Annotated in this window: 10 protein-coding genes; all 10 read right to left on the bottom strand. The window is 38.2% G+C overall.

Annotated elements, in window-relative coordinates:
- Window positions 1–59: 59 nt before the first annotated feature.
- On the bottom strand, window positions 60–3,020 hold the full coding sequence (locus H8S40_RS02095; RefSeq protein ID WP_186864433.1) for a response regulator: 2,961 nt from the start codon (window positions 3,018–3,020) through the stop codon (window positions 60–62).
- A gap of 4 nt (window positions 3,021–3,024) precedes the next feature.
- On the bottom strand, window positions 3,025–4,875 hold the full coding sequence (locus H8S40_RS02090) for an ABC transporter substrate-binding protein (RefSeq protein WP_186864432.1): 1,851 nt from the start codon (window positions 4,873–4,875) through the stop codon (window positions 3,025–3,027).
- A gap of 11 nt (window positions 4,876–4,886) precedes the next feature.
- Window positions 4,887–6,236: an MATE family efflux transporter gene (locus tag H8S40_RS02085; RefSeq protein WP_243238163.1), complete on the bottom strand. Its 1,350-nt coding sequence runs from the start codon at window positions 6,234–6,236 to the stop codon at window positions 4,887–4,889.
- A gap of 174 nt (window positions 6,237–6,410) precedes the next feature.
- Window positions 6,411–7,331 (bottom strand): DUF7916 family protein, encoded by a 921-nt coding sequence (locus H8S40_RS02080; RefSeq protein WP_186864431.1) that lies wholly within the window; start codon window positions 7,329–7,331, stop codon window positions 6,411–6,413.
- A 224-nt stretch (window positions 7,332–7,555) separates the two neighbouring features.
- Window positions 7,556–7,804 (bottom strand): hypothetical protein, encoded by a 249-nt coding sequence (locus H8S40_RS02075; protein WP_186864430.1) that lies wholly within the window; start codon window positions 7,802–7,804, stop codon window positions 7,556–7,558.
- Window positions 7,792–7,962 (bottom strand): DUF3990 domain-containing protein, encoded by a 171-nt coding sequence (locus H8S40_RS02070; protein WP_186864429.1) that lies wholly within the window; start codon window positions 7,960–7,962, stop codon window positions 7,792–7,794. Before H8S40_RS02070 ends, H8S40_RS02075 begins: the two co-directional genes overlap by 13 nt.
- Before the next feature lie 820 nt (window positions 7,963–8,782).
- Complete coding sequence (aroE, locus tag H8S40_RS02065; protein WP_186864428.1) at window positions 8,783–9,664, bottom strand: shikimate dehydrogenase; 882 nt, start codon at window positions 9,662–9,664, stop codon at window positions 8,783–8,785.
- Window positions 9,665–9,729: 65 nt separating this feature from the next.
- A complete protein-coding gene (locus tag H8S40_RS02060; RefSeq protein WP_022074977.1) occupies window positions 9,730–10,263 on the bottom strand; it encodes a shikimate kinase in 534 nt (177 codons plus the stop codon).
- A gap of 90 nt (window positions 10,264–10,353) precedes the next feature.
- Window positions 10,354–11,124 (bottom strand): type I 3-dehydroquinate dehydratase, encoded by a 771-nt coding sequence (aroD, locus tag H8S40_RS02055; RefSeq protein ID WP_436286258.1) that lies wholly within the window; start codon window positions 11,122–11,124, stop codon window positions 10,354–10,356.
- Between the two features lie 57 nt (window positions 11,125–11,181).
- Window positions 11,182–12,345, bottom strand: coding sequence for an AI-2E family transporter (locus H8S40_RS02050; RefSeq protein ID WP_207723244.1), 1,164 nt, complete (start codon window positions 12,343–12,345; stop codon window positions 11,182–11,184).
- Window positions 12,346–12,377 lie beyond the last annotated feature (32 nt).

Here is a 12,377-nt window from a genome sequence, read left to right as displayed (position 1 = left end):
GAAATTCCAATTCTTATTTTATCATATCAATTTTCTTAAGAAAACCCTAAAACTACCTGTCAATTCATTTTATTTTTTCCAAAATATTCCTGCAATGTATGGAGCAGCTCATCCACAACAATTGGTTTTGATAAAAAACCATCCATTCCTGATTCCAATGCATTTTTCCGATCTTCATCAAATGCATTTGCTGTCATAGCAAGAATTGGTATGCCTGCCAGCTTTGGTTCGTTAAGTTTTCGGATACGTTTCGTTGCCTCATATCCGTTCATTATCGGCATCTGCACATCCATCAATACCAAATCATAATCTCCCGGTGTTGAGATTTTGATTTTCTCTACGGCTTCAACTCCATTTCCTGCTGTATCCACTTGAATTCCATACTCATTAAGAATTGTCATCGCAATTTCACTATTTAATTCATTATCTTCCACAAGTAATACTCTCTTGCCTTTGAAGGCCTTATCTGCAACAGGGAAAATTTCATTCTCCTCGGCCTGTTTCTGTCCAATCGCAGTCATTAAAGTATTACGTAAATCTGACATAAACATAGGCTTCGAACAAAACGCTGTTACTCCTGCTGCCTTTGCTTCTACTTCAATATCAGACCAATCATAAGCAGTTAGAATAATGATCGGTGTGTCATCACCAAGACTGCGAATCTGACGAGTCACTTCTATACCATTCATATCCGGCAAACGCCAGTCGATGATATATGCATGGAAAGCATCCCCAAGTTCTATTGATTGTTGTGCACGAAGAACAGCCTCTTTACCGGAAAGTGTCCATTCTGAACGCATTCCTACTTTCACCAGCATCTTAGTCACACTGTCACAAGTATTAAAATCATCATCTACAACCAACGCTTTGAGACCTTCCAGTTCTGCAATCTTTTCTACGTGATGCTGCTCAGACTGAATACCAAGCTCTATTCGAACAATAAATTCTGTACCTTTTCCTTGCTCTGTCCTAACTTCGATCGTACCACCCATCATATTCACAATATTTTTTGTAATAGCCATGCCAAGCCCCGTGCCCTGCGTCTTGCTGACTGTAGACGTCCGTTCACGTTCAAATGGGTCAAAAATTTTCTGTGCAAACTCCTGACTCATACCGATTCCTGTATCCTTTACCCGGATTTCATAGCATCCACTTCCTTTTTTTGTACACGGAAGCTGTCTAAGTCGGACAGAAACTGTTCCACCTGCCGGAGTAAATTTAATTGCATTCGATAAAAGATTTAGCAGCACCTGGCTAAGTCGTGTCTTATCACAATAAACATCCTCATCGGTAATATCTATGGCATCCATATAAAGTTCCAATTGCTTAGCATGAATCTGTCCGCTTACAATGGTCTTCAGATCATGCAGAACCTCCGGAAGACTAACCTCCGTCTCTTCTAAATGGATCTTACCACTCTCAATACGACTCATATCTAATACATCATTGATAAGTGAAAGTAAATGTTTACTTGAAGAAAGAATTTTACTCAAATAATCTCTGACTTTCTCCTGATTATTAATATTACTTACAGCCAATGTTGCAAAACCTATAATTGCATTCATTGGTGTACGAATATCATGCGACATATTGGAAAGGAACATACTCTTTGCCTTATTAGCTGTTTCAGCAGCATGTACGGCTTCAGAAAGTGCATGATTCATTTGTTTATCAGCAGTTCTGTCTGACATAACTAAAATGTATTTTTTCTTTTTCTCTACCTCACTGCCCATGGCAACAATATGAAACCAGCGATGTTCTTTTGTTTTCTGGTGGACATACTCAAACTCCCACTCGCGCTGTTCTCTGACCATCAATCCTTCCAGATGATTTTTGTTCCGATTTGCAGAGCTCTTTGGATGTAGATTTCTAAGAACATGAATATCCTGCCTGATTTGTTCTGCCGTGATACCTAGTAGTTTCTCAACATTTGGGCTGACATAATCCACTTTTGATGTCTTTGCATCCAACATTAGAAAGACATCATCCACATTCATTGACAGCTTCTGGAATAATTCGTCTCGATATAAAATTTCAGTATTCTTTTCCTTCAGGCTTACTTTATTTTTTCGAAGAATAACTACAATAATGTATCCTGCAATACTAAGTACTATAATACCGACAAGTACCATCGTAGTAAACTGTAACATATTCATACTTGCGTTAACTACATTAACCGGCACCATCCCAAGCACTGACCAATCCTGGATCTCTGATTTTTCATAGATCAGATAGTATTTTGTTCCGTCCAGTTTTATAAGCGTAGAACCACTTTGTCCCTGTTCTAATTTCTTTGAAAGTGCGAGAATCTCTTTTTCAGACAAATTCGAACGTTCTCCCAAAACGCCAAAGAAATTATAAACTGATTCCAGTTCCTCCGAAGAATGATCGATCACGACACGGCCATCGGAATGGATAACATAATTGCTCGCCTGTCCATGAAATGAAGAAATGTCCAGTATTTTTACAATATCTGAATTTTCGTAGGCAATCGCTATCGCATCATATTCGAATCCCTCATAGTATCCGCGAGGTACAGGGCTGACAAAAACCAGCAATTGTGATTTTCCCGGAAGTACCGCATTCATTATGATATCATTTCCTTGAATAATCTCATCTGCAATTGTCCCTTGCAAACCAAGATAACCTGTCTCTCCTGTTACTGTCTTGTAATTACCATCGATAGACAGAAAATAGAAATCTGAAAACTCTGTTTCTTCCTGTGCTCTATTTATATAATCCACAATTTCATTTTCACTTGAAATGTTTTGTAAGTATTCACTCAACATATGAAGATAGGTCAAATTCTTATTTGACATCTCCGTTAATGCATTATTTGACTGATGTAAAATCTCTGTCAAATGAGAAACGCTTTCTTGATAAACAACCTTTGAAACAAATCTATAATATTGAATACCTGCCAAAATGATACAGCTAAGTAAAACAATAATAGCTACTATTTCTGAACGTTTCCTTATAAAATTTTTTCTCTTTCTCGTGTTATGATTTTTAGCATTCATTTTCTTACCTCAAAGTAATATAGTCTTCCGGTTCTGCTAAAACCACATCACCTTCTAAAACATAATTCATCCATGTATCTTTCACTACTGTATCTTCAGCCTCAAATGTATTGTCTTTATCAGCAAGAAGAGGCTCCATATGTCGTGGTATTGCCAGGCAAGTTACTGTAAAGCTATCATCATCCTGAATCTTTTTCCCGTCCTTTTTTACTTCAGACAGTGTGTATCCATCCTCATTTTCTTTGATTTCCATAGAAATACCGCTAACTACAGGAAGCGAACCCTGATTAAATGGAACTAAACCACCTTCGTAACCCTCCACAAAAGATTTCACCAGTTCTTTCAGTTCGGCTCCGCTCATTTCCTTCTTGTAAGCAGCAAGACCATTCGGCATGATCATGTCGCCTGTCATTTTTTCTGTATAATCAGCCTTCAATACACTGCCGGTAAAACTGTTTCCTGTTGCGAGCAACACATCTGTCCCATAAATATCCCGTAATGTATTTGCCATAACAGAATAGGATTCATTTCCACCTTCTGAATGGAAATAATTACTGTATGACTTCGACGAACTTAACACAACATCCTCCGAAACATTTTCATCATCTAAAAGCTGAGCATCAAATGCCTGATACGCCTGTTCTGCATCATAATTTCCAGAAATCATCTTCGAAACCACGTCTTTGGAAATTGCAAAAAAATCGTTCGACGCAATACGGATATACATATGATTTTCTTCAATCACAGGCTTGACATCCTGCATATATTCAGTAAGTTTAAGAGTCACATTCTGACTATAGTTCAACAAATCCTGCCCTTCAGAAATAATTTTATTCTGACCTTCATCAGAAAGCATTACATTTAACACTTTCATTGCTTTTTCCTTGCGTGCTTCATCCTGTTCAAGATCACGATTCAATGCAACCTGGAAATATGGTGTAGTCATCAGCCACTTTTCTCCATTCTCCTCAAAGAATGGTAAGAATCCAGTATTAATCCCCTGATCCTGAAACATTTTCACACCGGCAGAACTGCCAAAGTACATAGCAACTTCACCATTTTGAAACATATCGATCACATCATCATACGTCATATTTAAATCATCCGGTCCCAAGTTGGTATCCTGAATAAACTGATTCATGCGTTCAAATGCCTTTGGCCAGACAACATCGTCCAATCCCACTTTTTCTATATTGGCAGGATCACTATAAGCTGTACGCCACTTACGGCCTTCTGTAGAAGTAAGATCTGCTGCTGAAAGTCCCTGCAAAGTCTCCATACAAGTGTAATCATAAAAATAATCTGCTGTAAATCCACGGATTCCTTTTTCCTCAAATGCCTGACATGCAAAAACAAAGCTGTCGTAATCTGTAGGCAGTGGAATACCATACTTTTCAAACAGGTCTTTATTCACTACAAATCCATGAGCATCTGCACATACTGGCAGCCAGTTTACACTACCATCTTCATTCATAAAATTGTTAAGATATGTATTATAGACAGCACCTGCCTCATTCGTTGTTGAAAGATCCATCAAACTGTCTTTTAACGGACTTGCATCATGAAGTGAAAATCTGCAACATGTAATAATATCCGGCAGACCACCATTTTCATCAAGAAACTTATAAAAATCCAAATCGTTATTTCCAACTACAAATTCGATGTTAATATCAGGAAGCTGCTCTTGAATATATGGTGCATATTTATCATATAAACTCGTACTCCATAAATATACCGTGAGCGTCTCTTTGTCTTCTTTTTCTGTACTTTTGTCTCCACATCCTGTCATAAGAAGGACACCCATTACAAGTACCATAAGCACGGAAATTATTCTGTTTCGTTTTTCTTTTTTCATAAATAATCCTTTCATTTTTTCTCAAATCCATAGACCCATTTTCCCCGTAAAAATAAAAACAGGAAAATAGCGGAACTAATACTCCATGTCAACGGGTAAGCCCAAAATATTACTCTGATATCCGGAATAATACGAACCGTTACAGCAATGTAACTTACACGGAACAAACACCAGACACAAAACATAACGATCATCGGTACTGCTGCATTTCCTGAACCTCGAAGCACTGCCGCAATGCAGTGGGAAAATGCTAATAGAAAATAAAATAATGCAATAGTTCTAGATTGCATTACTCCATAATGTACCACATTCGGATCTCTGTTAAATGCTGCGATCAATACCGGTGCTGCTGTGTAAATGATGACTCCTATCAACTCTGCAATGGAAATCGAACAGAGAATCCCAAATCTTGCACCTTTTTTTGCACGTTCATATTGCTTTGCACCAAGATTCTGGCTGACAAAAGTTGTCAACGCCATAGTAAAACAGGTTACCGGCAAAAATGCAAATCCCTCTACTTTGGAATAAGAACCACATCCTGCCATCGCCATTTTTCCAAATGCATTGATATTAGATTGTACAAAAACATTTGCAATCGCAATGACTGAATTCTGAAAACCAGAAGGTACACCATTCTGAATAATCTGCTGTAACATACGTTTATCAAAACGAACCTGCCGCAATTCCAAACGATATTCAGCCTTCACACGCATCAGGTGAACCATACAGAAAATTGCACTGGCAAACTGGGATATCACTGTAGCCAATGCCGCTGAACCAACTCCCATACCAAGACCTGCAATAAAAAATATATCCAGCACGACATTAATGCAGGATGAAATGATCAAATAAATCAACGGATGACGCCCATCCCCTACTGATTGCAGGATTCCCACAAAAATATTATACATAACAACACCGACAGATCCGGCAAAATATGTCCGGAAATACACTATCGATTCCGGCAATACATCTGCAGGCGTTCCCATCAGCACCAATATCTTCGGTGCCAATACCATCCCTGCAACCATCAATATTAAACCAGACACCAACCCCAAAGCCACTGTTGTATGAATTGATTTCTGCAGAGAGTCTTTCTTCTTCGCCCCATAATACCTGGCAATAACAACTCCTGCTCCCATGGCTATTCCATTAATAAATCCCACCATAAGAAAAATCAAATTTCCCGAAGAGCTGACTGCCGCCAGTGCGTTACTGCCAAGAAAGTTCCCCACAATCAGGGAATCCGCTGTATTATATAACTGTTGAAATAAATTTCCAAAAAACAATGGGATTGCAAATAAAATGATTTTTTTGGAGATACTTCCCTCCGTCATTCTCGTTTTACTCTCTCCACCCATAAAAACACCCCTCATTTTCATTAAAATTTTACGCAGATAACCGAAGACCGGCTATCTACTGATTTTATCCCTCAAAACTATTCAAGTCGAGCAGCCGCGAGACTTGGCGCGTGATTCTGGTCAGCGTAAACTGACACATTCTTTACAGAATCACTGCGCATCCTCGCGGAGCGTTTATCGCTCAAGCGACATTGCCATTCTACGATATGTATGGCGTTTTCCTCGTATAGCCACACTGTACGCTGTAATATTTTCCGGCAATGCCATCCCCATATATCCACTGTCTCCAATATGATGAATATCTGCACCTGCCATCTTGCACATAAGTGCAATCTGACGGATTGTAGCTTCATCCGCACCTTCCTGAGATGTTCCAATGGTTGTCATCGCCAAAGCACCTTTTTCATGTGCTTTCTTGATAAGCTTTCGTGCATATTCCATGGTAATTCCAGGAACTGTTCCTGGTGCTGGAAGCAATATCACATCTGCTCCCGCATCAACAAATGCTTCTACATCTTTTTTTGTAAGAATCTTTTCGCCAGCCTCTGAAATAATTCCGGATGCATGCATCTTACCAGCTGTAAGAATCACTCTGTCACCAACGACCTCTCTTAATGTTGAAAGTGCCTGTATGATTGCTTCGTTATCTACTCCTACTCCCGGATTTCCCGTCAGGACAATCATGTCTACTCCCATATCTGCAGCCTTTATTGCATTTTCCACTGTAGCCTGACGTCCTGTTGTAAGATTCCAGACAGATTCTTCTTCTCCTTCTTTTATCACCGCCGGTTCCAAATTAATTGCAACCATTCTTCCTGTCAGACGTTTCACCTCGCGGATTGTATCTTCCGGTGCCACCTGTGGCAATCCCTGAATCATTGGATTATTCACATCAAAAATATTTAGCATAATCAAATCGGTTCCAAGAGATGCTACAAATTCTGCGTTGGTAATATTAACTAACATCGGGGTTACTGTTCCAATCGTCTCCGCTGCCAGCACTCTACCTTCACTCTCAGCAATAGCATTCAAAAGCTCCGACTTACTGTATCGTGCTAATTCACTTGCTGTAGTATCTATAAGTCTTTTTGGCATAATTCTTCTCCTTTACACAGTATTCTGTTTGTAAATATTATAATTCTCGTTCAGCTAGTATATATTATAAGTCTTATTTATACGTCTACTGCATATTATAATCGTAAAAAGGAATATTAGCAATTAATTTTAGATAGAACAAAAGGCAACGATTTTTTTCGTTGCCCGAGTGATTCATTAATGTGACAGACTATTAATTATTCTTCCACACATCGACTGATAATTTATACAGTAACTTGATTGTTTTCTGCTTCTTCGTAATATCTATCAGCTATATATTCCGCTGATTCTGCCCATAAGCCATTCTCTGTTTCTTGTAACGTCTTATACGTTTCAGATTTATGAAATTTCAATGCTGCTTCCTCAAAACTAATATGAAAATGCTGTTGTAACAATTTTAATACATCCCTGATTTGTATGCACACATTCATAGTGATATCTTTTCCATTAAAACTATATATCATTTCTGGCATAAGAATTCCTCCTTACCAACTGTAAACACTGCATCATAATTATGCTGTAATCTGCCTTTACTTCTATTTTCTTTAATAAATTCCAACCATTCTTCACTCAAAGCATCGAATCTTTTCACATTTAATACTGAATTTTCCTCAAACAAGTATTCATACACAAAACACTTCTTCAAAACTTATCTGATGGAGATATTCATGCTGAATCATCATCTTTTCAAAAACTTGATTTTCATGAAATTATTCCATCTTTTCTTATATGCTTATTATAAACAACTTCTCTATAAATACGCAATGAGATTTTTTCGACAAAAACTGCTAATTTTTTTCCGCAATTTTTATTATGATTTAGTTCGCGACAACCTACAAACAAGAAAAAGACTATGCACTCCTGCTCAGCTTCGTCGGGCAAGCCCGACTCCAATTCGCTGGATTGCATAGTCTTTTTCTTGCTTTAAGGTATATCGTGGTTGAAATAGATGGAATGATGAAGAAATATGCTTTTCTGGTGTCTGATGTATCTATAATCCCTTAATATGCTCTGTCGCAGATACTCTTTTGGCAGCTGACGTATCTGCAAGACCTTGATATTCGTTTTTGCAGATACTCTTTTTTTAGACCAATGTATCTACAACTTGCTCTTTTCATGACTTGCAGATGCTTTTCGTCCTGCCTGGCATATGTAATTGCATCTACATCTTGCTTTTTCTAGGATTTGAGGATACTTCCTTTGCAAATTTTTCATCTGCATCTCACATTTTCCATACCTTGCGGATGCTCTCTAGCAAAATTACTCATCTTCAATCTCCAAAAATCCACTATCGCAGATACCACCACTTAATATTCCTTGAGTTCTATTTAAATAACTACTATTATTAAATTTAAATGAAGGTTTATCTATTATTTTGAAATACGAACACGCTCATGTGCGATCCATATGGTTTCCGTTTGCAGACATTGTTGCGCCTGTATCTTCAGTTTTTATTTCTCGTTTTCTGCCTGATATTTCTTATATTCTTCTACAGGCATATCCATGCCGGTATACAGTTTATAAGCTGCAACTCCCTGCCACAGAAGCATACCTTTTCCGCCAATAGTTTTTGTGCAACCAGCTTCTCTTGCTTCACGAAGGAGTTTTGTTTCTTCTGGATTGTATACAACATCACATACAATCAAATCCGGACGAAATACAGATTTATCTGTGATTAGAGAAAAATCTTCATGAGGTTTCATTCCTGCTGATGTTCCATTTACCAGAATATCCGCTTTTGCAATTTCTTCTTTTAATTTATCCTGATCCTCCAGACAAAATACTTGCACATCGCAATCAGGCACTTCAGCTTTCAGCTTTGCTGCTGTATTTTTTGCACGATCAAGAAAAGGATCATTTGGATTAAAAATAGAAATAGATGCTGCTTTGTCCAATGCACACTGCACCTGGATAGCTGTTGCAGCTCCTCCCGCACCTAAAACTACCATTTTCTTTCCTTTTACATCTACGCCATGATCTTTCAGATTTCCTACGAAACCGATACCATCCGTCATGTGTCCAACTAGTTTTCCATTTTCATTAACGATTGTATTTACAGCGCCAATGATTCTTGCTGCAGGTGATAATTCATCCATGTTCTGGGCTGCTGCTGTTTTGCATGGCATAGTTACATTGCATCCTCTCATCTTAAATAAACGCATTGCATCCAATGCTGCCGGCACCTGATCTTCTTTGATATCAAAAGCCATATAGCTGTAATCCAGATTATGATAACGGAAACAGAAATTGTACATATCCGGAGAGCCTGAATGTCCTACCGGACTTCCGATTAATGCCAATAAACCTGTTGTTCCTTTAATTCTCTGTTCCATCTCTTATCCTCCTATTAACTGCTGCATTTTTGCATCAGTTAAGTCACTAAACGATTATGTAAATTTTATTTATCATCCATCTGACGCAGCTTAAGAATCAGCTCTTCGCAAATCTGCGATTTATCTTTTCCGTCTGTTTCGATGATAATATCCGCTGCCGCCTCATATTTCTCTCTTCGTTTCTCCATCAACTCTGCAATAAATGAAACTGTCTTATTATTTTCAATCAGCGGGCGATCGTGACTGTCTTTGACACGCTCTAAAATGGTTTCCGGTTTTGCAGTCAGAAGAACTACCCGTCCGTTTTTCTTCATTTCAGCAACATTACATTCTCTCATTGGAGTTCCGCCACCGCAGGAAATCACTACATTAGTTTTTGACTGCATCTCGATAAGAAGATTGGTCTCCAGATTGCGAAAATATTCTTCTCCGTGTATTTTAAAAATATCAGAAATAGTCATACCTTCTCTTTCTGCGATAATCTGATCCATCTCAATAACCTCCATGGCAAAGGATGTTTTCAAAAACTCTGAGATAGTACTCTTTCCTACTCCCATGAATCCGATCAGGACAATATTATAGTTAAATTGTTCTCCCATTCTTCTTATCCCCTTCTTATCTGATTATTATTTTTTGTTATTATAGCAGGTGTTTTTCTATATCACAATATATTTCAACGATTTTTCACTTTAAATCGTTAAACTTTTATGTATGATGTCCAGAACCTGTTTCAGTTCATGAACACCTATCTGTCCCGGAGCAGAAGCTTTAGAAGCAGCACCAAAAGTCAGTGCGGATCCAAAGGTCTCACCTGTAAGACGGCTTACACCCCCTGTTCCTGCCATGGACATAGTAATAATCGGGCGGTCTGCATACTGTTCAGACATTTCCAAAGTAGCCTCTAATAATGTCAGAACATCTCTTTTACAAGTGGGCATAAGAGCAATCTTTGGAATATCCGCATCAAGAGATTGCATTTTTCTGAGACGACGTACAATTTCGTCTTTCTCAGGAGTTTTTGCGAAGTCATGATTCGACGCAATCACTTTTACACCATGTGCATGAGCATGAGCAATGATAGAGGATACTATTTCATCCCCGATAAATACCTCCACATCAATCAAATCCACAAAACCGCTTTCTGATACAGCTTTGTTCAACTGTGCATATTGTTCCGGAGAAATTTCTTTTTCTCCGCCTTCCTTAGATGTTCGGAATGTAAAGAGTACCGGAATCTGTCCAAGAGCCTCTTTTAACTGACGGGCTGTATCCAGAACTTCCTGAATAGAGAACACATCTTCGTACCAGTCTACACGCCATTCTGCAATGTCTACCGGAAGAGTAATGAAGGTAGCTGCTTCATTCAGAATTTCTTCACGAGTCTTGCCAACGATAGGAACACAAATTTTCGGGCGTCCTTCACCAATCGTAATATTTCTTACTGTTACTGTATTCATAATAGGTTATCCTTTCTTAAAGCGTTGAATCATAATTGATATTTAACACCTTTTTTAAACTTAATCAAAGAATATTTCTGTCTCTGTCACCTGCTTGATATGTTGTTTTTTCAAACGCAAATATACAAATTCGCGAAAAATAGTATAGAACACTGACAACAGCGGAATAAAAATAAGCATGCCTACAATTCCCATAAGATTTCCACCAATTGTAACTGCTGCCAGCACCCAAATCGACGGAAGCCCTACCGATTCACCTACAACATGTGGATAGATCAGATTTCCCTCAATCTGTTGCAGCACCAAAAATACTATAATGAATAAAACTGCTTGTTTCGGACTTACCATAAAGATTAAAAATGTTCCAACTGCACACCCAATGAAAGCCCCGAAAATGGGAACCAAAGCTGTAAACGCAATTAAAACTCCAATCAGAAGTGCATATGGCATCCTCAAAATACTCAATATAACACAAAACATACTTCCAAGAATCACGGCTTCTAAGCACTGCCCTGTAAGAAAGTTTGCAAATGTCCGATAAGTTAAAGAACAAACGTTAAGAATACTATCTGCTTTTTGTTTTGGAAGAAAGGCAAAAAAGACTTTTCTCACTTGAACATGCAGCTTTTCTTTTTGAAACAGAACATAACAGGCAAAAGAAAATGCAATGAAAAAAGTTGCCAGCCCACTGACTATAGAACCAACTGCCGACATTGTCGTATTCATCATATTCCCTGCACCATTTCCAAGAAAGCTTATTCCCCACTTGATTGCCTGGTCTGAATTAAATTGTAATTGATTTACCAGCTTCATAATCTCCTGGTTATTATGGGAAAATTCCCGAATCCATCTTTGCATCTGCGGGACAAAATCAGCGATACTCATCATTAAAGTTCCCATTGTCCGTGTAAGCTGTGGAATTACACCAAACATCACCACTGCAATCACACCAACCACCAATACGATTGTAAGAAGCAGACTTACCGGTCTTGCCAGTTTTTCAGTTGCCTTATTTTGCTTTTTAAAAATTTTCTTTTCTAAAAAACTCATTGGCACATTGGTCACAAATGCAATTGCTCCACCAAGCACAAATGGAAATATAATCTTCCACATTGCTTTTAGCACATCGAGCACCACGTCAAACTTCCACAAGGCAACCACAAGAAATGCTGTAAATACAATCAGTTCCCGAATTTTTTTAATAGTTATTTTGCTTAATTCCAAGATTTTCCTCCTCTTTTTTTTATACAGATGCC

Origin of the sequence: Ruminococcus hominis (assembly GCF_014287355.1) — a bacterium.
GTDB lineage: Bacteria > Bacillota > Clostridia > Lachnospirales > Lachnospiraceae > Schaedlerella > Schaedlerella hominis.
Note: the sequence above shows the minus strand (reverse complement) of the source record. Positions and strands in the feature narration are given on the sequence as shown.

What these genes read in the sequence shown, in the direction of transcription:
- aroE (WP_186864428.1), bottom strand. Translation starts at nt 9,664, where the DNA reads ATGGAACAGAGAATTAAAGGAACAACAGGTTTATTGGCATTAATCGGA.
- H8S40_RS02095 (WP_186864433.1), bottom strand. Translation starts at nt 3,020, where the DNA reads ATGAATGCTAAAAATCATAACACGAGAAAGAGAAAAAATTTTATAAGG.
- H8S40_RS02075 (WP_186864430.1), bottom strand. Translation starts at nt 7,804, where the DNA reads ATGCCAGAAATGATATATAGTTTTAATGGAAAAGATATCACTATGAAT.
- H8S40_RS02060 (WP_022074977.1), bottom strand. Translation starts at nt 10,263, where the DNA reads ATGGGAGAACAATTTAACTATAATATTGTCCTGATCGGATTCATGGGA.
- H8S40_RS02085 (WP_243238163.1), bottom strand. Translation starts at nt 6,236, where the DNA reads ATGGGTGGAGAGAGTAAAACGAGAATGACGGAGGGAAGTATCTCCAAA.
- H8S40_RS02080 (WP_186864431.1), bottom strand. Translation starts at nt 7,331, where the DNA reads ATGCCAAAAAGACTTATAGATACTACAGCAAGTGAATTAGCACGATAC.
- H8S40_RS02090 (WP_186864432.1), bottom strand. Translation starts at nt 4,875, where the DNA reads ATGAAAAAAGAAAAACGAAACAGAATAATTTCCGTGCTTATGGTACTT.